Raw genomic sequence first — 26,765 nt, 5'->3', positions numbered from 1 at the left:
CCCCGGCCGCCGGGCCGGGGGCCGCGGGACCGCACGCCGGGGCGCCCTCAGGAGACTGCGGGGGCCACGGGCTCCGCAGTCCGGAAGACCTCGTCCGGGGTCGCCACCGGGCCGAACAGATCGTGCAGCCGGCCGGCCCGCAGCAGGCGCAGGATCCGCGGGCAGGCGCAGACGAGCCAGAACCGCCCCTCGCGGTCCAGCACACGTCGGCGGGCCCGGCACAGCAACGACAGCCCCGAGCAGTCGAGGAAGCTCACCTCCGACAGGTCGACCACCAGCCGGGGCGAGCCGTCCGCCGTAGCATCGTCCAGGGCCGGTGCGATCAGCGCGGCGGTCGCGATGTCGATCTCGTCACGCAGCGCCACCACCGTGCAGCCGTTCCGGCGGTACACCCGGCCGCACGGCTCGGGCAGCAGGGCCGGCACGGGGGTTGCCGTGGAGGCCGGCGTCTCGGTCATTGATGCCTCTCCTCGCAGCGCCGGACGTACCCGGGGCCCGCATGACAGTCGGTGGGGAAACGGCCGGTGAGGTGACAGTCGGTGAACCTAACCCGAGAGTCCGTCAGGTATCTATGCAGAAACGTTCGCGCTTTCCCCAATGACTCCTTCCGGGTGAACGTCCTCTGTTCCCATGGACAGGAGAAGACGACTTCTGTGGTCGTCAGTCAGGGGTGCCCGACCCGGGACGCGGTTCCGGCGGGCGCCGAGCGCTCAGCACGAGGGGAAACGGTCGCGCGGGTCCCTGCGGTGCTGACCACGTCGTACCGGCCCCCCACCGGTGGCATCCGCTGACCGCAGCCACGACCGGCCGGTACCGAGGATTCCGCCGTCGTGCGATGGCCGGTTCGGGCGGCACGGCTTTCCGGCCGCTGTGCGGCGGCCGGAGAGCCTCGTAGCGCGTCGACGACAAATGTCCGGAACTCGCCGTCCTGAACGCGTACTCCCGTGGTGTGCCTTCCGTCAGGCGGCGAAGTTCCGGGACATGGAGCCCACTTCGTCGATCTCCAGGAGGTCGGGACGGGTGTAGCGCTCCGCCCGAGCGTGGTAGTCGAAGTCGCCCCGGACGAGCCCTCGGTAGTCCCGGACGCAGCGCTCCAGGGCGGCTCGCGAAAGCCCTTCGATTCCCGCCGCTTCCATCTCCTCGACCAGTTCCTTCTCGGCCCGCTGGACCCGGTCGGCAATGCGGGACAGCAGAATTCCGGCCTCGTCGACGGCTTCCTGGAGTGTGCCGCCGCGGTCCCGCTGGATGAGCCGGACGGTGTTGTGCTCGTATCCGAGCAAGGCCTCCTTCTCGAAGGAGCAGATGTCGTTGCAGAGCCCCGAATGGTCGGCCACCGCATTACGCAGGGCGATATAGGCGGGAAGGCTCCGGGCGGATTCCGGCAGGTCGATTCCCGCCGTGATCTCGTGCAGATCGAGAAACGGCTGCATGGCCACCGAATCACGGCGGTGCTTCACGAAGTCCGCCGTGCTCGGCACGTGTCCGGCGGCGCGGTCGACGGCTTCCGCGTAGTACGTCCACAGCCAGGCGGCCGTATCGCGGCGGAACTGCCGGACCCAGTGCACCGGCCTGTCCGTACAGGTGCGGACCAGTAGTTCGTCCAGCGCGTGTTCCATGGGGCCGACCGGTGCCCGCGCGCCGTCGAGCACGTCCACCAGCCGGGCGATCGCGCTTTCGCACCGCTGCGGGTCGCGGCCTGCCGGGCCGTCGTCGAACTCGTCGTCCACGAGGAAGGCCCAGAACAGCCACTGGCAGAAGAGGTCGAGGTGTTTCTGTGACGCCTCGGGGAATATCAAAGATATCCAGAGTTCGGGGCGGGTTCGTATCATCTTCTTGCGGGCCACCGGTGACAGGACGAGATCACTGGCCGCCGCCCATTCCCAGGCGGCTGTTCTGGTCTGCTCGATTCCTGGATGACATCCCGCGCTCTCGAACGGCATGTGGAATTCCGGAAGCGCCAACTTGCTCATGGTGCACCTCGTCTGAACGGTACGAACAGGGAAGGGGGATGCGCGAAAGGGCCACGCACGCGCAGGCCGGAGCGGCAGACGATGGACGCGGGGTCGTCGATCGGCGCTTCGACGAAGCCGGGTCATCGGGGGGCAGCTGTCCGATCACCGCAGAGGCGGATCAGGCCCGGCGGGGCGGACGGTCGCAGCGGGCAACCCGCGGCGCACCCCGTGCGCCGTGGCCGGGCCGGACGGCCGGATCCCGCCGAGGGAGCGTCACGGGAAGGGCGGCTGTCATCGCTGTCCTCTTTCCTCCGCAGGGCCGGGCCGTCCGAGCGGGGCCCGCAGGGCCCGGGGCAGCGCGCATCGTCTGACGTGCACGGCGATCGCGTCACCACTCGTCACGACCAGTGAACTCCCAGTATGCGGAGGAGGGAAGCCGCTTGTGACTGAAAATGTGTGTTCGCCATGAACCTCTGCTCAGTTATGAGCAGTTGGTGCACTCCTGGGTTGGCGGGGGCGGGTGACCGCGGTGGCGGTTCTGGCCAATTCGCCCTTGGGCGGGGCCGGTTCACTCCGGCAACGGCCGAGCCCCCTCGGGGTGCGGCCGTTGCCGAAACGCGAAAGGGCGGCCCGCGCCCCTTCCATGGGTATGCGGACCGCCCTCTCCGTGTGTCGGTCAGTTGTAGCCGAAGCCCGCCGGCAGCGGGGTCTGCCGGAACAGGCCGGCCGGGACGGCGCCGGCCAGGGCCCGGTAGCCCGCGGGGTTCAGATGGAGATGGTCGCCGACGTCCAACGAGGCGCGCAGGGCACGGGGATCCTGCGGATCGCGGGCGGTCCGGTCGAAGTCGATCACCGCGTCGAAGCGGCCGCTGGTACGGATCCAGGTGTTGACCGCCTGCCGGGCATCCTCGCGGTAACCGTCCGCGTCGTCGTACCCCGTGTTGCCGCCGAAGGGGGTCAGGGTCGCCCCGTACACCCGGATCCCCAGGGTGTGGGCCCGGGTGATGATCTGGTCGTACGCCGCGATCACGTCGTCCGCCGTCTGCTTCTGGGCGGCGGGGGTGGCGGCCACCGTCCCGATGTCGTTGACGCCCTCGAAGACGATCAGCCGGTCGACGCCGCTCTGGGACAGCACGTCACGGTCGAGCCGGGCCAGCCCGTTCGGGCCCAGGCCGTCGTTGAGCAGGCGGTTCCCGCCGGCTGCCTGGTTGACGACCGAGGTCCGTACCGGGCCCGCACCGGCCGCCAGCCGCTGCTGGAGCACGTCCGGCCAGCGGTCGTTGCCGTTGGTGGTGGATCCCCGGCCGTCGGTCAGCGAGTCGCCGAGCACGGCCGTCGCCGAGGTGCTGCTCCTGGACCAGACCTCGACGCCGCTGAGGAGGTACCAGTGGTCGGTGGTGGTCGCCCCGGGGAGATCCGCGTCCTCGACGTGGTCCCCGGCCCGGAGGTACGAAGTCGTACGGGAGCCGGGGTGCGAGGTGAGAGCGGTGGACGCCTGCCCGGTGGCCAGATAGACCGTCGCCGTCAGGTTGGAGCCGGGTTCCAGCCGGAAGTCCAGCGGATCGGAGACCGCCTGGGTGCCGGCCGGGACGGCCACCGAAGAACCGCCGCCGAAGGTCACCCTGCGCGTGGTGCCCTCCCGGATGGCGCCCGTACCCGCCCGGCCGTCCAGCGGCAGCGCCACGGACACCTTGGTGATGGGCAGTACCGCCCCGCCGAACGCGTTGGAGAACCGCAGCCGGATGTGGTCACCGCCCGCCGAGACGTGGACGGTCTGCCGCAGTGTCGTGTCCGTCAGGACGGAATCGGCCTGGGTGAACGGCGCCGGCGGCATGTTGGACGGCTCCGTCAGCTGCGGCATCGACGTCCAGGCGGCCACCCAGTGCGCATTCCGCTCGGTGGGCGTGGGCGCGCGGTCCGCCCCTGAGGACCCACCCGCTCCCAGTGCCGGCGAGACGGCGGCAAGGGAGGCGAAGAGCGCTCCCGCGGTGATCAGACTGATCAGTGAGGATCTTCGGTTCATGGATGTGTTCCCTCTGTGCGGTGGGGAAACGGGATGAAGCGCAAAGCGTCCACGTACGCGGACGGCATCCCCATCCATGCGCCCGCCGGACCACGCGGCAGGCTAGCTGCTTCGATTGTTGCGGTCAATCATTCGAAATGTTTCGAGATATCGGCCGGGACGGCCACGCGGCAGCCGGGAACCGCACAGGCGCCGGGCCAGGCCGTCGGCGTATTTCTGGCGGGGTCACGCCCGGCCGCGGTCGGGCGCCTTCGGCGGCAGGGCAGCAACAAGGGGCCGACCGGGGTGTACCGGTCGGCCCCTCGTCGCGCACCGAGCACTCTCGGTGCGGGGGTGTCAGTGGTCGGAGTAGCTGAAGTCGCCCATGGTCCAGGCGCTGACGTCTTCGATCGCCACCCGGTACATCCCGCCTGTCTCCGGGATCCCTACGGTGCCCTGCAGGATCCGAGCCACATGGAAGTGCAGATGCGTGGGCGGTCCTTCCCTGGGGGCCGCGGCGGTGAACATGGCGGAGAAGTCGCCCAGGTGGGCCGAGTCCGCCAGGACCTCCGACACCCGCTGCCGCCAGATGGCTTCGGGGGCCAGCCGGCCCGTGATGACAGCTCCACCGGCGACCACGGTCAGGGGCATCTGATTGCTGTGCCCGGACTCCACCAGTGCGGCGACGTCAACGAGCAGCGCGTCAGGCTTCGACATGAGCCCGATTATATGCGTCGGCCGACGGGGTGCTCTCTTGCGGTGCCGGTCTCCGGCGGGGCGGTGCTGCGGCCTGTCGCTGCAGGCGGGGTGTCTGCGGCAGGCGTCCGGGGGATGGCGGTCTCCGTGCTGTTCGTGCGCCCGCCGATCGCTCGTGCCGCGTCGGCCCGCTTGCCCGCTTCCGGCAGCGGTCGCCCCGGGAGGGCGGGGCCGGTGCAGTTTCTCAGTAGTACGGACCACAGGACTTCATTGGCGACACCCCCAGAAAATCTGTCGTGGTGGAAGTAGACATGCGAGTGTCGCTGGGGTTAGTGTCTTGTCCGTAGCCAAGAGATCGAGCAGGCCCGGCAGGGACGAACTGCCGGGAAGTGGCACACGTAAGTGCAGGTCGGTGCGGTGGTGGAGTTCTGAAGCCGGTGAGTGACAAGAAGGCGACAGGACTGACCCCGGACCGGGCGGCCCGCAGGTATGAGGGGCCGCCGCGAGCAGTACCGCAGTACGCAGGTGCAGTCCGCAGTATCAGTGGTTCCTCGGTAAAGGCGTCAGACTGCGGCGCGCGTACCGGGAGGTTCGGCAGTGGGGCTCCGAGCCGGAGCAGACGCAGGACGGGCGAAGGGGCCGGCTGCCGAAGAGTGGCGCTGTCGGAGGCCACCAGCGGTTCGCAGGACCAGCGGGTCAGCAGTTCCCGCTCGGAAGATAGTTGATTCAGAGGGAAGAACGGAGGAGTTGAACGCCATCAGGATCGCCCGGGTGAACGATGTGGGCCCGGGTACCGCAGGACATCGACAGTGAGGTGGTCTCCGGTCAAGCAACCGCGATCCCCGCAACCCCCGGACCTCTTCCCGGTGGGCAGGCGGAAACACAGAGCCGGCGTATCCGATCAGAGCCGGCCGATGGTGTAGCAGTTCCTTCGGGGCCCTGGTGCCAATGGCACCAGGGCCCCTCCGACGCGTGTTCCACAGGAAGGTACAGATGACAGCAGACGACTCCTTCGGCCGCCTCGATGACGACGACTACCCCGCCTACACCATGGGGAGGGCCGCCGAGATGCTGAACACCACTCAGGGCTTCCTCCGCGCCATCGGCGAAGCACGCCTCATCACCCCGCTGCGATCCGCCGGGGGCCACCGCCGCTACTCCCGCTACCAGCTCCGCATCGCCGCCCGTGCCCGTGAACTCGTCGACAACGGGACCCCGATCGAGGCTGCCTGCCGCATCGTCATCCTCGAGGACCAGCTCGAAGAGGCCCAGCGCATCAACGCCGAACACCACCGCACCGACTGAACGCCCCACCCGCCCAAGGCCGGCGGCACGTACGCGCCGCCAGGAGATCGAGAGCCCGCCGCCCGTGGGCGCTTTGCCGTGCTCTGTCCCAGGAACAACGCACAGCCGCGCCGGAAACCAGGTGTGGGGAGGCCCCGGCAGCGCTGAAGGACCCAGAAGCGCTGGTCAGGGCCTACAGCCTCAGCACTCGATGATGTTCACCGCGAGTCCGCCGCGGGCGGTCTCCTTGTACTTGACGCTCATGTCGGCACCCGTCTCCTTCATGGTCTTGATGACCTTGTCGAGGGAGACCTTGTGGCTGCCGTCGCCGCGCAGCGCCATCTTCGCCGCGGTGACGGCCTTCACCGCCGCCATGCCGTTGCGCTCGATGCACGGGATCTGGACGAGTCCGCCCACCGGATCGCAGGTCAGGCCGAGGTTGTGCTCCATGCCGATCTCGGCGGCGTTCTCGACCTGTTCCGGGGTGCCGCCCAGGACCTCGGCGAGGGCACCCGCGGCCATGGAGCAGGCGGAACCGACCTCACCCTGGCAGCCGACCTCGGCGCCGGAGATGGAGGCGTTCTCCTTGAACAGCATGCCGATGGCGCCGGCCGCCAGGAGGAAGCGGACGATGCTGTCGTCCTTCTCCGCCTCGGTGGCTCCGCCGGCCGCGAAGTTCATGTAGTAGTGCAGCACCGCCGGGATGATGCCGGCCGCGCCGTTGGTCGGGGCGGTGACCACGCGGCCGCCCGCGGCGTTCTCCTCGTTGACCGCCATCGCGTAGAGGGTGATCCACTCCATCGCGTGGGTCTGCGGATCGCCCTCGGCGCGCAGCTGGCGGGCGGTGTTCGCCGCGCGGCGGCGGACCTTGAGGCCGCCGGGCAGGATGCCCTCGCGGGACATGCCGCGGGAGACGCACGCCTGCATGGCGCGCCAGATGTCCAGCAGGCCGGAGCGGATCTCGTCCTCGGTGCGCCAGGCGCGCTCGTTCTCCAGCATCAGGGAGGAGATCGACAGCCCGGTGTCCCGGGCGAGGCGCAGCAGCTCGTCGCCGGTGCGGAAGGGGTGCTTGAGGACCGTGTCGTCGGGGACGATCCGGTCCTCGCCCACCGCGTCCTCGTCCACGACGAAGCCGCCGCCGACCGAGTAGTACGTCTTCTCCAGGAGCGGGGCGCCCTCGTGGTCGTACGCGAAGACCGTCATGCCGTTGGCGTGGTACGGCAGCCTCTTGCGCCGGTGCAGCACCAGCTGCTTGTCGGCGTCGAAGGCGATCTCGTGCATGCCGAGGAGGTTGATCCGGCCGGTGGCGCGGATCGCGTCGACCCGGTCGTCCGCCGTCTCGACGTCGACCGTACGGGGGGACTCGCCCTCCAGGCCGAGCAGGACGGCCTTGGGGGTGCCGTGGCCGTGGCCGGTGGCCCCGAGGGAGCCGAAGAGTTCGGCGCGTATCGAGGCCGTGTGGGCCAGCAGGCCCTCGTTCTTCAGCCGGCGCGCGAACATGCGGGCCGCGCGCATCGGGCCGACCGTATGGGAGCTGGACGGGCCGATGCCGATCGAGAACAGGTCGAAGACCGAGATGGCCACGGGGAGACTCCTAAGGATTGGTAGACGCCGTTGTCTGCCGGGTGGTGCGGTACGGGCGGGGGTGGGCCCGAAGAGCGGGGACAAGGGATGGGGCACCGCGCTCACTGTTCAGTGTGCGCGGTGCCCCTCCCCAACGTGCAAATGCGCCGGTTCGGCTACTTCACACCGGGGTACAGCGGGAACTTCCCGGCGAGCGCGACCACGCGGGCCTTCAGGTCGTCCGCGTCGTAGGACGGCTTGAGGGCGGACGCGATGATCTCGGCGACCTCGGTGAAGTCCTCCGCCTGGAAACCACGGGTGGCCAGGGCCGGCGTACCGATCCGCAGACCCGAGGTGACCATGGGCGGCCGCGGGTCGTTGGGGATGGCGTTCCGGTTGACCGTGATGCCCAGCTCGTGCAGCCGGTCCTCGGCCTGCTGGCCGTCCAGCTCCGAGTTGCGCAGGTCGACGAGGACCAGGTGCACGTCCGTGCCGCCGGACAGGACGGAGACGCCGACCTCGGTGACGTCCGGCTGCACCAGGCGCTCGGCCAGGATGCGGGCGCCGTCCAGGGTGCGCTGCTGGCGCTCCTTGAACTCCTCGGTCGCGGCGACCTTGAACGAGACCGCCTTGGCCGCGATCACGTGCTCCAGCGGACCGCCCTGCTGACCCGGGAAGACCGCCGAGTTGATCTTCTTGGCGAGCTCCTGCGTCGACAGGATCACTCCACCGCGCGGACCGCCGAGGGTCTTGTGCGTGGTGGTCGTGACGACGTGGGCGTGCGGCACCGGGTTGGGGTGCAGACCCGCGGCGACCAGACCGGCGAAGTGCGCCATGTCGACCATCAGGTACGCGCCGACCTCGTCCGCGATGCGGCGGAAGGCGGCGAAGTCCAGCTGACGCGGGTAGGCGGACCAGCCGGCCACGATGAGCTTCGGCTTGGACTCCTTGGCGAGGCGCTCGACCTCGGCCATGTCCACGACACCGGTGTCGTCGACGTGGTACGGGACCACGTTGTAGAGCTTGCCGGAGAAGTTGATCTTCATGCCGTGGGTCAGGTGACCACCGTGCGCCAGGTTCAGGCCCATGATGGTGTCGCCCGGCTTCAGCAGCGCGAACATCGCGGCGGCGTTGGCCTGCGCACCGGAGTGCGGCTGCACGTTGGCGGCCTCGGCGCCGAAGAGCGCCTTGATGCGGTCGATCGCGATCTGCTCGACCACGTCGACGTGCTCGCAGCCGCCGTAGTAGCGACGGCCGGGGTAGCCCTCGGCGTACTTGTTGGTCAGGACGGAGCCCTGGGCCTCCATGACCGCGACGGGAGCGAAGTTCTCCGAGGCGATCATCTCGAGGGTGGACTGCTGACGGTGGAGCTCGGCGTCGACAGCGGCGGCGACGTCCGGGTCCAGCTCGTGGAGGGAGGAGTTGAGAAGCGACATCAGGTGGTCCCTTGGGTCTCAGTTACCGGAGAACGCGGTGTACTCGTCGGCGGAGAGCAGGTCCTTCGGCTCCTCCGCGATACGTACCTTGAACAGCCAGCCGCCCTCGAACGGGGCGGAGTTCACCAGCGACGGGTCGTCCACGACGTCCTGGTTCGCGGCCGTGACCTCACCGGTCACCGGCGAGTACAGGTCGCTGACCGACTTGGTCGACTCCAGCTCGCCGCAGGTCTCACCCGCGGTCACCGTGTCACCGACCTCAGGGAGCTGGGCGTAGACGACGTCACCGAGCGCGTTGGCCGCGTACTCCGTGATGCCGATGGTGGCCACGCCGTCCTCGACGGCCGACAGCCACTCGTGCTCCTTGCTGTACCGCAGCTGCTGGGGGTTGCTCATGACCTGAATTCTCCTGTACGCGGGGGAGTGCTGATGAACGATGGTCTTACGGTGTGAGACAGGACTGCGTCACGTACGCGGCGCCCGTGGGCTCTGCGGTTCTACTTCTGCCGCTTGTAGAACGGCAGCGCCACGACCTCGTACGGCTCGTGGCTGCCCCGGATGTCCACGGCGACACCCGCGGTGCCGGGCGTGGCGTGGGCGGCGTCGACGTATGCCATGGCGATCGGCTTGCCGAGCGTGGGCGAGGGCGCGCCCGAGGTGACCTCGCCGATGACCTGGCCCTCCGCGACGACCGGGAAGCCGGCGCGCGGCACCCGGCGGCCTTCGGCCACCAGGCCGACGAGCTTGCGGGGCGGGGCGGTCTCGGCGCGCTCGGCGGCGGCCTCAAGGGCCTTGCGGCCGACGAAGTCGCCCTCCTTCTCGAACTTCACGACCCGGCCCAGACCGGCGTCGAACGGGGTCAGCGCCGTGGTCAGCTCGTGCCCGTACAGCGGCATGCCCGCCTCCAGGCGCAGCGTGTCGCGGCAGGAGAGCCCGCACGGGATCAGGCCACGCGAGGCGCCCGCCTCGGTGAGGGCCTTCCACAGCTGCTCGGCGTGCCCGGGAGCGACGAACAGCTCGAAGCCGTCCTCACCGGTGTAGCCGGTACGGGCGATGAGCGCGGGAACGCCGGCGACCGTGCCGGGCAGGCCGGCGTAGTACTTCAGGCCGTCCAGGTCGGCGTCGGTGACGGCAGCCAGGATGGCGGGGGACTCGGGGCCCTGGACGGCGAGCAGCGCGTACGCGTCGCGGTCGTCGCGGACCTCGGCGTCGAAGCCCTCGGCCCGGGCGGTCAGGGCGTCCAGCACGATCTGCGCGTTGCCCGCGTTGGCGACCACCATGTACTCGGTCTCGCCCAGGCGATAGACGATCAGGTCGTCCAGGATGCCGCCGTCCTCGGCGCAGATCATCGTGTAGCGGGCCCGGCCCGTGGAGACGGTGCCGATGTTGCCGACGAGTGCGAAGTTCAGCAGCGCCACGGCCTCGGGTCCGGTGACGGTGATCTCGCCCATGTGCGAGAGGTCGAAGAGCCCGGCCTTCGTGCGGACGGCGTTGTGCTCGTCGCGCTCACTGGCGTAGCGCAGCGGCATGTCCCAGCCGGCGAAGTCGGTCATGGTCGCGCCCAGCGAACGGTGCAGGGCATCGAGGGCTGTGAGACGGGGGGCGGTGCTCATGGATAAGGCTCCCAGGGCATGACGACGAGGACGATCCCTCCCCATCTGTCATCGGAACCTGAGAGGTTCGCCGAGAGACCCCGCAGGGGTTCGGCTTGCACCTTGGGTGGAGCCGCAGAGCGGCCCGCTTTTCAGATCTGCCTCATCCACGCGGTACGGGGCCTGAGAGATTCAAGGGAGGATCTTGCTCCTTCGGCGCCCGGCACGGGGCCGGGACTCTCCCGCGCGGATTCGAGCGGCCTTTATGCAGTTGACGGGGTCATCATCGCACGCATTGCGGGAGAGTGGGGGGCCGGTACCGATGCCGGTCCGCTGGGGGAATCCGGCGGGTCGGACGGTTGTGCCGCATTACCTTTTCTTTACACTTCTTGGGCAGGTGTGGGTAGCCGACAGGGGGAGGGCGATGACGTTGCAGCGGTACGCGACGACCGCGGGGGTCGCGCACGGCGCACTGCCCGCGCAGCCGGGTGCGCCGGCCAGGGAGAAGGCGGGCCCGCACGCGCCGGTCGTACGGGATCTGCGCCAGCGCGACGGGCGCAGCCCGCGCGGCCTGCACTTCGCGGCGGGCGACGTGGTGGTGGTCTCCGGGCTGCCCGGCAGCGGCAAATCGACGCTCATCGCACGGGCCGTCTCGGCACACGCCATCGACTCCCAGGACACCAGGGACCGCTGGGCGGCCCGGCTGCCCCGCTTACTCCCGTACGCCCTCTACCGCCCGCTCGTCCGCGTCGCCCACTACTGGGGGCTGTGGCGGGTGCTGCGCTCCGGCGCCTCCGTCGTCGTCCACGACTGCGGCACCCAGGCCTGGGTGCGCGGCTGGCTGGCCCGCGACGCCCGGCGCCGCGGCCACACCCTGCACCTCGTGTTGCTCGACGTCACCCCGCAGACGGCGAGGGAGGGACAGCTCGAGCGCGGGCGCGGAGTCTCCGGCTACGCCTTCGCCCGGCACCGCCGGGCCGTGGGGCGGCTGCTCCGGGACACCGAGTCGGGCCTGCTGCCCCTCGGGTGCGCCTCGGCGGTGCTGCTGGACCGGGAGGCGGCGGGCCTGGTCGCGCGGATCACATTCGCAGACGCACAGAGTGAGGCCTGAAAAATGGCTGTCCGATGGCTGGACAGCCCGTGTGCGACTGGCGGGTATCCAGGGACACGGCGTTAACCTCTTGCTGCACGACATGGGGTGAGAGAGGGAGACAGTGGACATTCCGGCACCGGCCCGGACCCATCCGCAGGGCGGATGGCCGGCCAACGAGCTCGAAGAAGTGCTGAGCGCCTCGCTCGGCAGCCCCGAGGCGGGCGGCCGACTGGTGGAGGTGCTCGGCCGCAGCCACCTCTGGGTGCCCCTGCCCAACGGCGGCTCGCCGGACGCCACCGATCTGGATCTGCCGACGCTGGACGTCGAGGGCGCTCCGTACGTCCCCGTGTTCAGCTCCGAACAGCAGTTCCTCACCTGTGTCGGTGCGCACATGTCGTTCACCGTGGCTCCCGCCCGGGAGTTCGCCCGCGGCCTGCCCCCGCAGCTCGGCATCGCCGTGAACCCGGGCGGCGCGGTCGGTATGCCGCTGCCGCCGCCCGCCGTCGCCGAGCTCTGCCGGGCCGGCCGCACCGTGCTGGACGGGCCGGCCACCGGCGGCCGCGTCCGGCTGTACGAGCCGGACTGGCAGGAGGAACCCGTCGACTTCCTCGCCGCCGCGGCCGGGGAGTTCGAGGAGAGCGGCGTCGTGCTCAGCGCCCGCCGCGCCCTGGCCAGCATCGAGGGCGGCGACCCCGTCCTCTTCGTCGGCATCGAGTTCTCCACCTGGGACGGAGCCGGACGCAACGCGCCCATGGACGCCCTGGGGCGGGCACTGGGGCGCGTCGAGGTGCCGTGGCCGGTCAACCTGGTGCTGCTCGACGTCGCCCAGGACCCGGTCGCCGACTGGATGCGGGCACGGGTGCGGCCGTTCTATCAGCGCCCCGCCGAGTAGCGGCACCGCAGGGCACCGGCGCCGCGGGGCGACGCCGGTGCCCGTGGAGTCAAGTCGGTGTCAGGCCCGACGCATAAGCTGGTTTGATGGCTGGTGCCTCGGCACCGCGCCGTCCCCGAGAGCCCGGGTAACGGCAGGCCGACACGTTGGATCGAAGAGGGGCGGGACCCAGGGTGAGTGCGTCAGGCACGGCGGCGGCCGGGCAGGTCGAGCACATGCTGCGACAGGTGACGCCCGGGCGCTACGACGCGTACGAGGCGCTGCTCCAGGCGCTGGCGGCCGACCGCATCTGGATGCTGCTGTGGCACGGCCGGGCCGGCTCGCCCGACTCCCAGTACGGGAGCATGGAGATCGACGGCCTCGGCTACGCCCCCTGTGTCACCTCCGCCCAGGAACTCTCCGCCAGCGGCTGGAACCGCGACCACGAGGTCGTGGGAGGCCGCGACATCGCCCGCGCACTGTTCCCCGACCGCTGGGGCATCTGGCTGAATCCGCACGCCCCGGGGGGCGGCGTGGGCATCCCCTGGCTGGACCTGCGCCGGATCGCCACCGGCCTGGACCGGATGCCCGCCGGCCCGCTGCGGATCAGCGACCCCGCCATCGAGATCCCGCAGTTCTACGCCCAGCTGACCCAGAACGCCCATCACACCCCCGCGATCCGCTCGCTGCGCCGCGCCTGGGTGCAGCCCGCGCTCGGCGTCCCGTACCTCGCCATCGGTCTCGATCTGTACGACACGAGCGGCCCCTCCGTCGACGCCGTGCGGGCGATGATGCAGCAGTCCATCGGCTCGGTTCCGAAGGGTCTTCCGGTCTCGACGGTCGCGATGGCCGACGATCACGACCCGGTTGCGATGTGGCTGCGCGCCAACTCCCGTCCGTTCTACGACCGCGATCCGCACGCCCCGGCCGGCCGTGGTGCGGTCGTCGCTCCGGGTTACGGATACCCGCAGGCACCCGGCCCCGCCCCGCGCGCCTACTAGGCCCGCCCGGGCCCCGTCCCAGGACCGGACAAACGGCTCCCCGAGGGACATCTCGTCTGTCTCTGTCACCCAAATAGCCACTCAATAGCGCATGTTGGGCGTCATGTCCGTTCTGGTGGATTAGTGGCCGAGTAGTCCGCTCACTCGATCAAGGTGTCCGGATAACGGAAGCTCACTGACCGCATCACGGTTGAGCAAACATTCCCCGTCAGGTCTGGCGGGTGATCGCAATGCCGTTGAAGACTCCCGGCTAGTGGGGATCGTCCGCCCTTTGTACGAGGTTGCACCGGCGGTCATTCCACAGACGCATTCATCGCACCGAAAAACATCAGCCGCAGGAAGCGCCGCGGCTGACACGCGCCAGGCCGTCACCGCGGCGAGTAAGGGCCGGCCACCGCCGGCGGGAGGGGTCAGAGGCACTGTGACCGCACCGATCGAGACCACCGGTTCGGCTGCCGAGGCGCAGCCGGAGGCAGTACTCACGGGAGTCAAACAGAGCCAGATCGAAGGCCGTTCGCTCGGACAGATCGCCTGGACGCGCTTCAAGCGCGACAAGGTGGCGGTGGCGGGCGGCATCGTTGTCATCCTGCTGATCCTGCTCGCCGTGCTCTCCAAGCCGATCCAGGCCGTCTTCGGCCTGGACCCCAACGAGTTCCACCAGGACCTCATCGACCCCGCGCTGCTCGCGCCCAAGGGCGACTGGGGCGGCATCAGCTGGAGCCACCCGTTCGGCGTCGAACCGCAGTACGGCCGCGACATCATGTCCCGGATCATCGAGGGCTCCTGGGTGTCCCTGGTCGTCGCGGTCGGAGCCACCCTGCTCTCCGTGGTGATCGGCGTCTTCTTCGGTGTCGTGTCCGGCTTCTACGGCGGCTGGGTGGACACCGTCATCAGCCGCATGATGGACACCTTCCTGGCGTTCCCGCTGCTGCTCTTCGCGATCTCCATCTCGGCGGCGCTGCAGGACGGCGCGTTCGGTCTGGAGGGGCTGCCGCTGAGGATCGCGGTACTGATCTTCGTGATCGGCTTCTTCAGCTGGCCGTACATGGGCCGCATCGTCCGAGCCCAGACCATGAGCCTGCGCAATCGCGAATTCGTCGAAGCGGCACGGTCGTTGGGCGCCCGCGGACCCTTCATTCTCTTCCGGGAGCTGCTGCCGAACCTGGTGGCCCCCATTCTGGTCTACTCCACGCTGCTCATCCCCTCGAACATCCTCTTCGAGGCGGGACTCAGCTATCTGGGTGTCGGTATCGCACCGCCGCAGTCCTCCTGGGGCGGGATGCTCACCAACGCGATCGACTTCTACGAGAACGACCCGATGTACATGATCGTGCCGGGCGTGGCCATCTTCGTCACGGTGCTGGCGTTCAACCTGCTGGGAGACGGGCTGCGTGATGCGCTCGATCCTCGTAGTAAGTAGTGCCCGGGTGCTCGTCACGACGACGTGCGACATGCCACGGCAACCATCGATTGAGGGGGATTTCCTCAGGTGAAGACCAGTAAAACGACAGCGGTGGTCGCCACAGCTGTGGTCCTGATGCTCGGAGCATCCGCGTGCGGCGGCTCGGACGACGACAACGGCAGCGGCAAGGGCGGCAACGGTGGCTCCTCCGCCACCGACGCCGCGCTGACGTCGGTCGTCAACAAGTCGGACAAGAAGGGTGGGACCTTCAAGCTCGAGATGTCGGACGAGCCCGACTCCCTCGACCCCGGCAACACGTACTACGGCTGGGTGCAGAACTTCTCCCGCCTGTACGGCCGGACCCTGACGTCCTTCAAGCCGGCAGCCGGCAAGGAGGGCCTCGAGGTCGTCCCGGACCTCGCGGAGAGCCTCGGCAAGGCGAGCCCGGACGCGAAGACCTGGACGTACACGCTGAAGAAGGGTCTCAAGTTCGAGGACGGGACCCCGATCACCTCGAAGGACGTCAAGTACGCCGTCGAGCGCTCCAACTTCGCGCCGGAGGCCCTGTCCAACGGCCCGACGTACTTCAAGGCCCACCTCCTCGGTGGCGACAAGTACAAGGGTCCGTACAAGGACAAGAACCCGGACGGCATCGCCTCCATCGAGACGCCGGACGACTCCACGATCATCTTCAAGCTGAAGGACGCCTTCGCGGACTTCGACTACCTGGCGACGTTCTCGCAGACGGCCCCCGTGCCGGCCGCGAAGGACAAGGGCGCCGACTACGTGAAGAACATCGTGTCCTCGGGCCCGTACAAGTTCGAGTCGTACGACGAGGGCCGCGGCGCGACCCTCGTGCGCAACCCGAACTGGGACGCCAAGACGGACACGCTGCGCCCGGCCCTGCCGGACAAGGTGACGATCCGCTTCAAGGTGAAGCAGGAGACGGTCGACAACAACCTGCTCTCCGACAACATCACCGTCGACGGTGCCGGCACCGGTGTCGCCCCGGCGACCCAGCCGAAGGTCCTCACCAAGGCCGCGCTGAAGAAGCAGACCGACAACTCGTACGCGGGTGCCACCTCGTACATCGGTCTGAACGTCAACGTCGCGCCGTTCGACAACGTCCACTGCCGCAAGGCCGTGCAGTGGGGCATCGACAAGGCGTCGGTCCAGGCCGCACAGGGTGGCGACCCCAAGGGTGACGTCGCCACGACGCTGCTGCCGCCGACGGTCAACGGTTACTCGAAGTTCGACCTGTACGAGTCCGCCGGCCACAAGGGCGACGAGGCCAAGGCCAAGGACGAGCTGAAGCAGTGTGGCAAGCCGAACGGCTTCGACACCAAGATCTCGGCCCGTTCCGACCGCCCGGCCGAGATGGCCATGGTCACCGCGGTGCAGGCCTCGCTGAAGAAGATCGGCGTCAACGCCGAGATCAAGACCTTCCCGGCGGGCAAGTACTTCCAGAACTTCGCGGGCAACCCGAGCTACGTGCACGCCAACAAGCTCGGCATGATCATGAGCGCCTGGGGTGCCGACTGGCCGACCGGCTTCGGCTTCCTGGACCAGATCATCAACGGCTCGGCCATCAAGCCGTCCGGTGGTAACAACGTCCAGGAACTGAACGACCCGAAGATCAACAAGATGCTCAACGACGGCATCGCCACCACCGATGACGCCGCCCGCGCGAAGGCCTGGGGCGACATCGACAAGGCTGTCGCCGAAGGCGCCACCGCTGTGCCGCTGATCTACCGCAAGAACCTGCTGCTCCGCCCGGAGTCCGCGACGAACGTCACGGTCACCCAGGCCTACCTCGGCATGTACGACTACGTGCTGATGGGTTCCGCCAAGTAGGAACGGTCCCGCCTCCCGGGCCGCGCACGCGGCCCGGGAGGCGGCCTCCGGACCCCCAGAATTGTCCCGAAAGGCAGGTGAAGGCACGGTGTCCGAACGCATGGGTAACCCCCGGCGAGCAGATACCGGCGCCGGATAGCTGTGGCTGCGTACATCATCCGACGCGTCTTCGGCGCGGTACTGCTGCTGTTGATCGTCAGCGCAGTCACCTTCGCGATCTTCTTCCTCGTCCCCCGACTGGCCGGGCAGACGATGGACCAATTGGCGGCCCAGTACGTGGGCAAGGACGCCAATCCGCAGTCCATCCTCGCGGTCAAGCAGAACCTCGGCCTCGACCAGCCGCTGTACATCCAGTACTGGCACTTCCTGAAGCAGCTCTTCGTCGGCGCCGACTTCCAGTTCGGCCCCGAGGCCACCCACTGTGGTGTTCCGTGCTTCGGATACTCCTTCAAGCGTCACATCGAGGTGTGGCCCGAGCTGACCGCGCGCATTCCGGTCACGTTCTCGCTCGCCATCGGTGCCGCCGTGATCTGGCTGCTCAGCGGTGTGGCCATCGGCGTCGTATCCGCGCTGAAGCGGGGCTCGATCCTCGACCGCTTCTTCATGGGTGTCGCGCTCGCCGGCGTCTCCCTGCCGATCTTCTTCACCGGCATGCTCGCGCTCGGCGTGCTGACCGTGCAATGGCCCATCTGGGAAGCCATCACCTACGTCCCCTTCACGGAGAATCCGCTGGACTGGGCGTGGAACATGCTGATCCCGTGGTGTTCGCTGGCCTTCCTCTACTCCGCGCTCTACGCCCGCATCACCAGAGCCGGGATGCTGGAGACGATGGGCGAGGACTACATCCGTACGGCCCGTGCCAAGGGCCTCAAGGAGAGCCGCGTCATCGGGAAGCACGGTCTGCGGGCCGCGCTCACTCCGATCGTGACCATCTTCGGCATGGACTTCGGCCTGCTGGTCGGAGGTGCCGTCATCACCGAGACCGTGTTCTCCTTCCCCGGACTCGGCCAGTACGCCATCAAGAGCGTGCAGGAGAACGATCTTCCGATCGTCATGGGCGTGACCCTCGTCGCCGCCTTCTTCATCGTCGTATGCAATCTGCTGGTGGATCTGGTGTACGCCGCCATCGACCCCAGGGTGAGGCTCTCGTGAGTGAGGTTTCCAAGGCACAGACCGCGGTGATGGGCGAGTCCGCCACCACCGCGCGGGCCGGCAGCGACGATGCCTTCCTCTCCGTACGGGACCTGCGCATCCACTTCAAGACCGACGACGGGCTGGTCAAGTCGGTCGACGGGGTCAGCTTCGACGTGAAGCCCGGACAGACCCTCGGCATCGTGGGCGAGTCCGGCTCCGGCAAGTCCGTCACCTCGCTCGGCGTGCTCGGTCTGCACCGCACGGCTCCCAACGCCCGTATCTCCGGCGAGGTCTGGCTGGACGGCGAGGAGCTGATCGGCGCGTCCGACGACCGCGTGCGCGAGCTGCGCGGCCGCAAGATGGCCATGATCTTCCAGGACCCGCTCTCCGCGATGCACCCGTACTTCTCGGTCGGCGCGCAGATCGTGGAGGCGTACCGGGTCCACAACAAGGTCAGCAAGAAGGTCGCCCGCACCCGTGCCATCGAGATGCTCGACCGCGTCGGCATCCCCGAGCCGCACAAGCGGGTCGACTCCCATCCGCACGAGTTCTCCGGCGGTATGCGCCAGCGCGCCATGATCGCGATGGCCCTGGTGAACAACCCGGAACTGCTCATCGCCGACGAGCCGACCACCGCTCTGGACGTCACCGTCCAGGCGCAGATCCTGGACCTGATCCGGGACCTGCAGAAGGAGTTCGGCTCCGCCGTCATCATGATCACCCATGACCTCGGGGTCGTCGCCGAAATGGCCGACGAGCTCCTGGTGATGTACGGCGGCCGGTGCATCGAGCGCGGGCCGGCGGAGAAGGTCTTCTACGAGGCCCAGCACCCGTACACCTGGGGCCTGCTCACCTCGATGCCGCGCATCGACCGCGAGCAGACCGAGCGGCTGATCCCCGTCAAGGGTCAGCCGCCGTCGCTGATCAACGTCCCGAGCGGCTGCGCCTTCAACCCGCGCTGCCCGTACGCGGACATCCCCAAGGACAACGTCACCCGCACGACGCGTCCCGAACTGGAACTGGTCGGCGACGGCCACTTCTCCGCCTGCCACATGGCACCGGAGGAGCGGACCAGGATCTGGACCGAAGAGATTGCGCCGAAGCTGTGAGCGAGGCGAGTGATGTGAGCGACGTGAGCGAGAAGAAGGATCCCCCGGTGCTGGAGAAGGACGTGAAGATCCCGGAGCAGGCGACTTCCTCGCGCGAGCCGCTGCTCCGCGTCGAGGGCCTGGTCAAGCACTTCCCGATCCGCAAGGGCCTGCTGGGACGGCAGACCGCCGCGGTCAAGGCCGTGGACGGCATCGACTTCGAGGTGTACCCGGGGGAGACCCTGGGCGTCGTCGGCGAGTCGGGCTGCGGCAAGTCGACGATGGGGCGGCTCATCACCCGGCTCATCGAACCGACGGGCGGCAAGGTCGAGTTCGAGGGCCGGGACATCACGCACCTGTCCATGGGCAAGCTGCGGCCGATGCGCCGCGACGTCCAGATGATCTTCCAGGACCCGTACTCCTCGCTGAACCCGCGGCACACGATCGGCACCATCGTCAGCGCGCCGTTCAAGCTCCAGGGCGTCGAGCCCGAGGGCGGTCTCAAGAACCACGTCCAGGAGCTGCTGTCGCTGGTCGGGCTCAGCCCCGAGCACTACAACCGCTACCCGCACGAGTTCTCCGGCGGTCAGCGCCAGCGCATCGGCATCGCCCGCGCGCTCGCCCTGCGCCCGAAGCTGGTCGTCGCCGACGAGCCGGTCTCGGCGCTGGACGTGTCGATCCAGGCGCAGGTCGTCAACCTGCTGGACGACCTCCAGGACGAGCTCGGGCTCACGTACGTGATCATCGCGCACGACCTCTCCGTCATCCGCCATGTGTCGGACCGCATCGCGGTCATGTACCTGGGCAAGATCGTCGAGCTGGCCGACCGCAAGTCGCTGTACTCGGCGCCCATGCACCCCTACACCAAGGCCCTGATGTCCGCGGTGCCGGTGCCGGACCCGCGGCGGCGCGGAGCGAAGAGCGAGCGCATCCTGCTCAAGGGCGATGTGCCCTCGCCGATCTCGCCGCCCAGCGGCTGCCGCTTCCACACCCGGTGCTGGAAGGCGACGGAGATCTGCAAGACGCAGGAGCCGCCGCTGATCGCGCTGAAGACCGGTCACCAGGTCGCCTGCCACCACCCGGAGAACGCCGAGGACCAGGTACCGGGCCAGCAGGTGCTGGCCGGAGCCCGGGAAGCGGTCGAGCTGGTCTCGGTCGCGAAGGCGGAGCCGGACGTCGAGGCCGTCGCCGAGCCCGAGCCGGACGCGGTCGCTGAGCCGGACGCGAAGCCGGACGCGGTTGCTGAGCCGGACGCGAAGCCCGACGCCGCAACACCCTCGGAAGCCTCCGGGGACAGCCCCAAGGAGTAGTACCGGCACAATTGCCCGGTGCTCAACGAACTGTTCACGCCCTCCGTCCAGCATGCGCTCGACATCGTCGGAATCTTCGTCTTCGCGATCTCCGGCGCTCTGCTCGCCGTACGCAAGAACTTCGATGTCTTCGGCATCGCGGTGCTCGCCGAGGTGACCGCGCTGGGCGGGGGGCTGTTCCGTGACGTGATCATCGGCGCGGTACCGCCCGCCGCCTTCACCGACCTCGGGTACTTCACCACCCCGCTGCTCGCCGCCGGCCTGGTCTTCTTCCTGCACCCGCAGGTCGAGCGGATCCAGGTCGGCGTCAACGTCTTCGACGCCGCCGGGCTCGGGCTCTTCTGCGTCACCGGCACGGTGAAGGCGTACGACTACGGCCTCGGACTGACCGCGTCGGCGGCGCTGGGCCTGACGACCGCGGTCGGCGGCGGTGTGCTGCGCGACGTGCTGGCCAACGAGGTGCCGTCGCTGCTGCGCTGGGACCGCGACCTGTACGCGGTGCCCGCCATCGTCGGGGCGGCCATGATCGTGCTCTGCATCCGCTTCGACGCGCTCAACGCCTTCACCAGCGGCTGCGCGGTGATCACGGCCTTCGTTCTGCGGCTGCTGGCGCTGCGCTTCCACTGGCGGGCCCCGCGGGCCTACAACCGGCGCTCGGCGACGCCGGACGAGGGGTAGCCCGGACCAGGGCCGCTCCGGAGCCGTCATCTCGCCGACCCGAAAAAGCTACCGCTCAGTAATAGCATCGGTGTACGGTGCATTCCATGGCACAGGCAGCAACGCAGGCGGCTCCGACCGCGCAGGCATCCATCGGCGACAGCGAGTTCGACCGGGACACCGCCGTCACCCTCCGCGAGGAAGGCGTGTACGACGCCGAACTCTCCGCGGGCTGGACGATCATCCACGCCGTCAACGGCGGCTATCTGCTGGCCATGCTCGGCCGCGCACTCGGCGAAGCCCTGCCGCACACGGACCCGTTCTCGGTCTCGGCGCACTACCTCACCGCGTCCGTCCCCGGCCCGGCGGTGATCCGCACCCAGACCGTCCGCACCGGACGCACGCTCTCCACCGGGCAGGCCTCCCTCTTCCAGTACGCCGAGGACGGCACCGAGGTCGAGCGCATCCGGGTCATCGCCACCTACGGCGACCTGGACGCCCTGACCGACGACATCCGCACGTCGGCCGAGCCTCCGGCCATCCCGCCCCGCGAGCACTGCCTGGGCCCGTCCGACGGCCCCGCCCCGATCCCCGGGAGCTCCGCCATCACCGAGCGGCTCGACATCAAGCTCGACCCGGCGACCATCGGCTGGGCCGTCGGGCAGCCCTCCGGCAAGGGCGAGATGCGCGGCTGGTTCGGGCTCGCGGACGGCCGCGACGCCGACCCGCTCTCGCTGCTCCTCACCGTCGACGCGCTGCCGCCGACCTCGTTCGAGCTCGGGCTCAAGGGCTGGACGCCGACCATCGAGCTCACCACCCACATCCGCTGCCGCCCCGCCCCCGGCCCTCTGCGCGTCTCCATCACCACCCGCAACCTGGCGGGCGGCTTCCTGGAGGAGGACGCGGACGTCTGGGACAGCGCCGACCGACTGGTCGCCCAGTCCCGCCAGCTGGCCCGCGCACCGCGCAGCTGATCCTGGTTCTCGTCCGGGGCCGCCACTTTCCGCCGGTCGGCGCACCGCGCGGCTGCTGATCCTGGTTCTCGTTCGGGTCTCCGCCCCGTCCGCCGGTCGCGCGCCGCGCGGCTGGCGACCGCGCGCCGACCGGGCCGTGGGGTGCCGGTCCGGTGTATTACGGCCGGCGGCTCTCTATCCTGCTGCGGCTCGGCCCCACGGGCCGGTGCCCGCCACCGGGCCGGCCGGCCGCAGGCTCCGCGTCGAGCCGTGCGCTGGACGAGGCGGCCGACGCGACGCCGCCGGCGTCGTCGACGCGTCGGCCGCGGTCATGGCGCTGTACGGGGATCCGGGGCCGGGCGAGTCCGCAGGAAACGGGTGAGCGCGGCGGTCAGCTCCGCCGGGCGGTCCTCCTGCACGAGATGCCCGGCCCCTTCGATGATCCGCAGTTCGCAGCCGGGGACCAGCGCGGCCAGTTCGCGACCGCGGGCGACCGGGATCCAGGTGTCGTCGGCGCCCCAGCAGATCAGCACCGGCATGTCGATCTCCCCGTACCGGTGCTGGATCTCGTCGGTGAACCGCTGGTCGTTCTGGCTGATCTGCCGGTAGAAGGCGGGCTGGCCCGCCTCGGTGCACCAGGGCGCGACGAGCCGGTCCAGGACCGCCGGGGCCAGTCCGGGGCTGCTGGCGGAGCTCACGTACTCCCGTACCAGTGCGCGATGCAGCGCCGGTGGCAACTGCCCGAAGACCTCCGGGTGTCCGCCGAGCAGCCGGTAGGCGGGCGAGCCCCAGGGCGCCAGTGCCACCGGGTCCACCAGGGCGAGGCGACGGTAGCGGGCGCCGTGCAGGAGATGGGCGCGCAGGGCTACGCAGCCGCCGAAGTCATGGGCCACCACGACCGGTTCGGTCAGCTGCCAGTGTCCGAGGAGCTCGCCGAGGATCCGGGCCTGGGCTCCGAGCGAGACGTCCTGGCCCTCGAACTGTGCGGAGTCGCCGTACCCGGGCAGGTCCCAGACGAACACCCGGTACTCCTGGGCCAGCGCCCGGGCCACGCCGCGCCAGACGTACGAGGAGAAGGGCGTGCCGTGCACCAGCACGACGGGCGGCGCCCCGGCCCGGCCCAGGGCGGCCCAGCGGACCTGCCCGGAGGAGCTGTGGAACGCACGGTCCAGGACCCATGGTGTTGCGTCGCCCATGCCGGACAGCCTAAGGGTCTCCCGCAATTCCTTGCGGGCGCGCGACGACGGCGATGGCACCTCGCCGCGTTGTCTGAACGCCCGAATACGTCCAGTAATGCGGGCGCCTCGGCGCCTCGCCGCCTTGCGATGCACCGCATCCGACGGCGCGCTCCGATCCACCAGGGATTGCGGGACGCCCTCGGGGGCTCGCCTCAGGCCCCGGCATCCGGCGCGGGCTCGTCCAGCCAGTGCAGGCGGCCGAGTGTGACGAGCCGCAGGCGGCGCCGGGCGACGCGGGCGACCTGTGCGTCACCACCGGGGCCCGCGTCCAGCATGGCCGACGCGGTGATCACCATGTGGTCGACGTAGAGACCGCCCAGCATCAGCAGATCCGCCTCGTCCCAGCCCTGTGACTCGGGCTCGCCGGCGAGCGCCGCCGCCACCTCCTCGGCGAACAGCCGGAGCTGCGCCGCGATGGCTTCTCGGACCCGGCCGACCCCGCCGTGCTGCTCGCGGGCGATGAAGCGGAAGTGGGCAGGCTGCTGCCGGACATGGCGTGTTATCAGGTCGACACTGCGGTCCAGCCGGACCTCGCTGTCGCCGGTCTCGGCGAGGATCGCGCCGATCATTCCGTGCAGGCTGCCCAGAGTCTGCTCGACCAGGGCCACCCCGAGAGCGGCGATGTCGTCGAAGTGCCGGTAGAAGGCCGTGGGTGTGACGCCCACGGCACGCGTCACCTCGCGCAGGCCCAGGCTGCTCAGGCTCTGGTCCTCCAGCAGTCCGAGGGCGGCGTCCAGCAGGGCCTGCCGTGTCTTCAGCTTCTGGGTCTGGCGGATGCCGGCGGTGTGACTCATGCCATTCAGTAAACAACTGTTCTCCGGGGCGGGGAAGCGGCATGCGGGTCTAGACTGATGAGTCAGTGAACAGTCGTACTCTCAATCGTGGAAAGGCTGACCATGATCGTCCTTGTCGCCGCCCTGCTCCTGCTGGGGATCGTGCTGGGAGCAGTGGTCCAGATTCCGCTTCCGTTGTCCCTGACGCTCGGCGCCCTGATCGGCTGCTGGCTGCTGGTCTTCACCGTGCGCGAGCGAGCGGGTGCGCGCCGCCGCTCCCGGTGAGCCGGATCCCGAGCCCGTCGGCCGTCCACCTCTGCATCCAGATCCGAAGGAGTCCGCACGATGACACTCACCGCACACTCCCGTCGCTCCGAGGCCGCCGCCCGGCCGGCCGACGGTGACCCCGGCGTCCCGGCTGCCGCGCCCTCGACGGTCCGACGCTCCGCCCGGGACGCGGACGGTCTCGCCGTCGCGTCCTTCGTGCTCGGCCTCGTCGGCCTTCTGGTGATGAACCTGCTGCTCGGACCTGCGGCCATCGTCATGGCCGTCGTGGCCCTGGCCCGCTCCACCACCCGCCGCGGCCGCGCCCTGCTCGGCCTTGCGCTCGGCATCGCCGACCTGGTGGTCCTTGCCTTCCTGGTCACCGGGAACGGCGTCGTCGCCTGGAATTTCAGCGGCTGACGGACCGCTGACCGCGGCCCTCGCGCCACCGGAACGGGGCGGCCGGGCCTGCCCTTCCAGGGTGCGCGGGCCCCAGAACCCCATGCGCCCGCCGTACGCCCCGCCGCGGGCTCGTAGAATCGAGCCCACCATGGCTTACCTCGACCACGCCGCGACCACGCCGATGCTTCCGGAGGCGATCGCGGCGATGACCGCGCATCTCGCCGTCACCGGCAACGCGTCCTCACTCCACGCCGCCGGGCGCCGGGCCCGCCGTACCGTCGAGGAGTCCAGAGAGACCCTCGCCGACGCCCTCGGCGCCCGCCCCAGCGAGGTGGTCCTCACCTCCGGCGGCACCGAGTCGGACAACCTCGCCGTGAAGGGCCTGTACTGGGCCCGCCGCGACGCCGACCCCCGGCGTACCCGGGTCCTCGCCAGCCCCGTCGAGCACCACGCGGTGCTGGACGCCGTCGACTGGCTCGCCGAGCACGAGGGCGCCACCGTCGAATACCTCCCGGTCGACGGATACGGCCGCGTCCACCCCGACGCGCTGCGCGAGGCCTTGGCCCGCAACCCCGACGATGTCGCGATGATCACCGTGATGTGGGCGAACAACGAGATCGGCACCGTCATGCCGATACGTGAACTGGCCGCGGTCGCCCGCGAGTTCGACGTCCCCATGCATGCCGACGCGGTACAGGCCTTCGGCCAGCTCGAAGTCGACTTCGCCCGCTCCGGGCTGGCCGCGATGACCGTGAGCGCGCACAAGATCGGCGGCCCGTTCGGGGTCGGCGCCCTGCTCCTCGGCCGTGAGTACACCCCCGTACCCGTCCTGCACGGCGGCGGTCAGGAGCGCCATGTGCGCTCCGGCACCCTGGATGTGCCCGGCGTCGCCGCGTTCGCCGTCGCGGGACGGCTCGCCGCCGACGGGCGCGAGGACTTCGCCCGGGAGATCGGCGGGCTCCGCGACGAGCTGGCAGCGGCCGTCCTGGCCCAGGTCCCCGACGCAGTCCTGGGCGGTGACCCGGCACCCGGCGGGCGGCTGCCGGCCAACGCGCACTTCACCTTCCCTGGCTGCGAGGGCGACTCGCTGCTGCTGTTGCTGGACGCACAGGGCATCGAGTGCTCCACCGGCTCCGCCTGCACGGCCGGGATCGCCCAGCCCAGCCACGTCCTGCTGGCCACCGGCACCGACCCGGACCTGGCCCGCGGCACCCTGCGCTTCTCGCTGGGCCACACCTCGACCAAGCAGGACGTCGAGGACGTGGCGCGGGCGATCGGCCCGGCGGTGGAGCGGGCGAGGACGGCGGGACTCAGCTGACGGCGCCGGGTCCGGCCGTTCGCCGGCGCCGGCGTCATTCACGGATCGCTCGCCTGCCTCCTCGGCAGACAACTCCTGCGGCCGGTCCGAGGTCCCGCCTCGGCGGACAATTGCTGCGGGTGCCCCGTCAGGCGCCGGCAGGCAACTCCTGCGGCCGGTCCTCAGGCCTTCGCCGCCCGGACCAGCTTCATGTACCGGTCCCAGTCCCAGTGCTTCCCGGGGTCGGTGTGGTCGGTCCCCGGAACCTCCACGTGACCGATGACGTGTTCGCGGTCCACCGGGATGTCGTACCTCGCGCATATCGCCGCGGTGAGCCGGGCGGACGCCCCGTACATCGCGGCGGTGAAGCCCTGCGGACGGTCGACGAAGCCCTCGTGCTCGATGCCCACGCTGCGCTCGTTGTACGAGCGGTTGCCAGCGTGGAACGCCACGTCCAGCTCGCGGATCATCTGCGTCACATGCCCGTCCTTGCGCACCACGTAGTGCGCCGCGGCCCCGTGCGCCGGGTCCTGGAAGACCCGTACCGCGCTGTTGAAGCCGCCCTGTGTGATGTGGATGACCACGCGGTCGATGTCGTAGTCGTCGGGGCGGTCCGCCCGCCGCCAGTTCGCCTCGGAGGCCGCCGTCCATGTGGCCCGGGCGTAATCCACCTCACCCGGTGTACGCGGCTTCTCCACCCCGGGCAGCCGCCACCACGCCCGTTTCAGCTGGTCCCGCGCCAGCGCCGCCGTGCCCGCCGCCGTGACGACACCGCCGATCAGCACCGCGCGCCGGCTGATGCCGCTGCCGGTCCCCGATCCTGCGGGGCCCTTGGCGCCCGCCGTCCCCTTGGTCCCCATGTGATCGACAACGCTTATCCGCGAGCTTTCGGTTCCCGGCGAC

The 26,765-nt window shown here is 69.8% G+C and carries 25 protein-coding genes and 1 riboswitch; of the genes, 14 read left to right on the top strand and 11 right to left on the bottom strand.

The window, feature by feature from the left end:
* Positions 1–47 precede the first annotated feature (47 nt).
* The 4 genes from ABZ434_RS18290 to ABZ434_RS18275 form a co-directional block, all read right to left on the bottom strand.
* Positions 48–458, bottom strand: coding sequence for an STAS domain-containing protein (locus ABZ434_RS18290; protein ID WP_359137279.1), 411 nt, complete (start codon positions 456–458; stop codon positions 48–50).
* A gap of 501 nt (positions 459–959) precedes the next feature.
* Complete coding sequence (locus ABZ434_RS18285) at positions 960–1,940, bottom strand: terpene synthase family protein (protein WP_359137334.1); 981 nt, start codon at positions 1,938–1,940, stop codon at positions 960–962.
* A 688-nt stretch (positions 1,941–2,628) separates the two neighbouring features.
* Positions 2,629–3,975 (bottom strand): SGNH/GDSL hydrolase family protein, encoded by a 1,347-nt coding sequence (locus ABZ434_RS18280; protein ID WP_359137276.1) that lies wholly within the window; start codon positions 3,973–3,975, stop codon positions 2,629–2,631.
* Between the two features lie 336 nt (positions 3,976–4,311).
* Positions 4,312–4,671, bottom strand: a complete 360-nt coding sequence (locus ABZ434_RS18275; protein ID WP_359137273.1) for a hypothetical protein — start codon at positions 4,669–4,671, stop codon at positions 4,312–4,314.
* A 972-nt stretch (positions 4,672–5,643) separates the two neighbouring features.
* Between ABZ434_RS18275 and ABZ434_RS18270 the strand changes: the two genes are divergently transcribed.
* Positions 5,644–5,955: a MerR family transcriptional regulator gene (locus ABZ434_RS18270; protein WP_359137270.1), complete on the top strand. Its 312-nt coding sequence runs from the start codon at positions 5,644–5,646 to the stop codon at positions 5,953–5,955.
* Between the two features lie 180 nt (positions 5,956–6,135).
* Here the strand turns inward: ABZ434_RS18270 and ABZ434_RS18265 are convergent, their stop codons facing one another.
* The 4 genes from ABZ434_RS18265 to gcvT all read right to left on the bottom strand — a co-directional run bounded on the left by ABZ434_RS18265 (position 6,136) and on the right by gcvT (position 10,546).
* Complete coding sequence (locus ABZ434_RS18265) at positions 6,136–7,518, bottom strand: L-serine ammonia-lyase (protein WP_359137267.1); 1,383 nt, start codon at positions 7,516–7,518, stop codon at positions 6,136–6,138.
* Between the two features lie 155 nt (positions 7,519–7,673).
* Complete coding sequence (glyA, locus tag ABZ434_RS18260) at positions 7,674–8,933, bottom strand: serine hydroxymethyltransferase (RefSeq protein WP_359137264.1); 1,260 nt, start codon at positions 8,931–8,933, stop codon at positions 7,674–7,676.
* A gap of 18 nt (positions 8,934–8,951) precedes the next feature.
* On the bottom strand, positions 8,952–9,329 hold the full coding sequence (gene gcvH, locus ABZ434_RS18255) for a glycine cleavage system protein GcvH (protein ID WP_350990993.1): 378 nt from the start codon (positions 9,327–9,329) through the stop codon (positions 8,952–8,954).
* Positions 9,330–9,430: 101 nt separating this feature from the next.
* Positions 9,431–10,546 (bottom strand): glycine cleavage system aminomethyltransferase GcvT, encoded by a 1,116-nt coding sequence (gene gcvT / locus ABZ434_RS18250; protein ID WP_359137262.1) that lies wholly within the window; start codon positions 10,544–10,546, stop codon positions 9,431–9,433.
* 141 nt (positions 10,547–10,687) lie between these two features.
* A riboswitch (glycine riboswitch) is annotated at positions 10,688–10,780 on the bottom strand.
* A gap of 169 nt (positions 10,781–10,949) precedes the next feature.
* Between gcvT and ABZ434_RS18245 the strand changes: the two genes are divergently transcribed.
* The 10 genes from ABZ434_RS18245 (at position 10,950) to ABZ434_RS18200 (ending at position 21,909) form a co-directional block, all read left to right on the top strand.
* Positions 10,950–11,636, top strand: a complete 687-nt coding sequence (locus ABZ434_RS18245) for an AAA family ATPase (protein ID WP_359137259.1) — start codon at positions 10,950–10,952, stop codon at positions 11,634–11,636.
* 103 nt (positions 11,637–11,739) lie between these two features.
* A complete protein-coding gene (locus ABZ434_RS18240) occupies positions 11,740–12,510 on the top strand; it encodes an enhanced serine sensitivity protein SseB (protein WP_359137257.1) in 771 nt (256 codons plus the stop codon).
* A gap of 173 nt (positions 12,511–12,683) precedes the next feature.
* A complete protein-coding gene (locus ABZ434_RS18235) occupies positions 12,684–13,490 on the top strand; it encodes an enhanced serine sensitivity protein SseB C-terminal domain-containing protein (protein ID WP_359137255.1) in 807 nt (268 codons plus the stop codon).
* A gap of 421 nt (positions 13,491–13,911) precedes the next feature.
* Complete coding sequence (locus ABZ434_RS18230; protein ID WP_359137252.1) at positions 13,912–14,910, top strand: ABC transporter permease; 999 nt, start codon at positions 13,912–13,914, stop codon at positions 14,908–14,910.
* Positions 14,911–15,027: 117 nt separating this feature from the next.
* Complete coding sequence (locus ABZ434_RS18225) at positions 15,028–16,746, top strand: ABC transporter substrate-binding protein (RefSeq protein WP_359137331.1); 1,719 nt, start codon at positions 15,028–15,030, stop codon at positions 16,744–16,746.
* Between the two features lie 141 nt (positions 16,747–16,887).
* Positions 16,888–17,898, top strand: a complete 1,011-nt coding sequence (locus ABZ434_RS18220; protein ID WP_359137249.1) for an ABC transporter permease — start codon at positions 16,888–16,890, stop codon at positions 17,896–17,898.
* A gap of 29 nt (positions 17,899–17,927) precedes the next feature.
* Positions 17,928–18,989 carry an ABC transporter ATP-binding protein gene (locus ABZ434_RS18215; protein WP_359137328.1) on the top strand — a complete coding sequence of 354 codons (1,062 nt, stop codon included), beginning with the start codon at positions 17,928–17,930 and terminating at the stop codon, positions 18,987–18,989.
* A 50-nt stretch (positions 18,990–19,039) separates the two neighbouring features.
* On the top strand, positions 19,040–20,278 hold the full coding sequence (locus ABZ434_RS18210; protein WP_359137325.1) for a dipeptide ABC transporter ATP-binding protein: 1,239 nt from the start codon (positions 19,040–19,042) through the stop codon (positions 20,276–20,278).
* Positions 20,279–20,296: 18 nt separating this feature from the next.
* On the top strand, positions 20,297–20,956 hold the full coding sequence (locus ABZ434_RS18205) for a trimeric intracellular cation channel family protein (RefSeq protein WP_359137246.1): 660 nt from the start codon (positions 20,297–20,299) through the stop codon (positions 20,954–20,956).
* Between the two features lie 86 nt (positions 20,957–21,042).
* Positions 21,043–21,909: a thioesterase family protein gene (locus ABZ434_RS18200; protein WP_359137242.1), complete on the top strand. Its 867-nt coding sequence runs from the start codon at positions 21,043–21,045 to the stop codon at positions 21,907–21,909.
* Between the two features lie 308 nt (positions 21,910–22,217).
* Here the strand turns inward: ABZ434_RS18200 and ABZ434_RS18195 are convergent, their stop codons facing one another.
* Together ABZ434_RS18195 and ABZ434_RS18190 are read right to left on the bottom strand one after the other, a co-directional pair.
* Complete coding sequence (locus ABZ434_RS18195; protein ID WP_359137239.1) at positions 22,218–23,084, bottom strand: alpha/beta hydrolase; 867 nt, start codon at positions 23,082–23,084, stop codon at positions 22,218–22,220.
* Positions 23,085–23,278: 194 nt separating this feature from the next.
* Complete coding sequence (locus ABZ434_RS18190; protein WP_359137236.1) at positions 23,279–23,920, bottom strand: TetR family transcriptional regulator; 642 nt, start codon at positions 23,918–23,920, stop codon at positions 23,279–23,281.
* An 87-nt stretch (positions 23,921–24,007) separates the two neighbouring features.
* Between ABZ434_RS18190 and ABZ434_RS18185 the strand changes: the two genes are divergently transcribed.
* The 3 genes from ABZ434_RS18185 to ABZ434_RS18175 all read left to right on the top strand — a co-directional run bounded on the left by ABZ434_RS18185 (position 24,008) and on the right by ABZ434_RS18175 (position 25,883).
* Positions 24,008–24,184, top strand: coding sequence for a hypothetical protein (locus ABZ434_RS18185; protein ID WP_359137337.1), 177 nt, complete (start codon positions 24,008–24,010; stop codon positions 24,182–24,184).
* 60 nt (positions 24,185–24,244) lie between these two features.
* Complete coding sequence (locus ABZ434_RS18180; RefSeq protein WP_359137233.1) at positions 24,245–24,583, top strand: DUF4190 domain-containing protein; 339 nt, start codon at positions 24,245–24,247, stop codon at positions 24,581–24,583.
* A gap of 130 nt (positions 24,584–24,713) precedes the next feature.
* Complete coding sequence (locus ABZ434_RS18175; protein ID WP_359137230.1) at positions 24,714–25,883, top strand: cysteine desulfurase family protein; 1,170 nt, start codon at positions 24,714–24,716, stop codon at positions 25,881–25,883.
* Positions 25,884–26,044: 161 nt separating this feature from the next.
* On the opposite strand, the gene ABZ434_RS18170 is transcribed toward ABZ434_RS18175, so the two are convergent.
* Positions 26,045–26,722 carry an N-acetylmuramoyl-L-alanine amidase gene (locus tag ABZ434_RS18170; protein ID WP_359137227.1) on the bottom strand — a complete coding sequence of 226 codons (678 nt, stop codon included), beginning with the start codon at positions 26,720–26,722 and terminating at the stop codon, positions 26,045–26,047.
* Positions 26,723–26,765 lie beyond the last annotated feature (43 nt).

Origin of the sequence: Streptomyces sp. NPDC005761 (genome assembly GCF_040630635.1) — a bacterium.
GTDB lineage: Bacteria > Actinomycetota > Actinomycetes > Streptomycetales > Streptomycetaceae > Streptomyces.
Note: the sequence above shows the minus strand (reverse complement) of the source record. Positions and strands in the feature narration are given on the sequence as shown.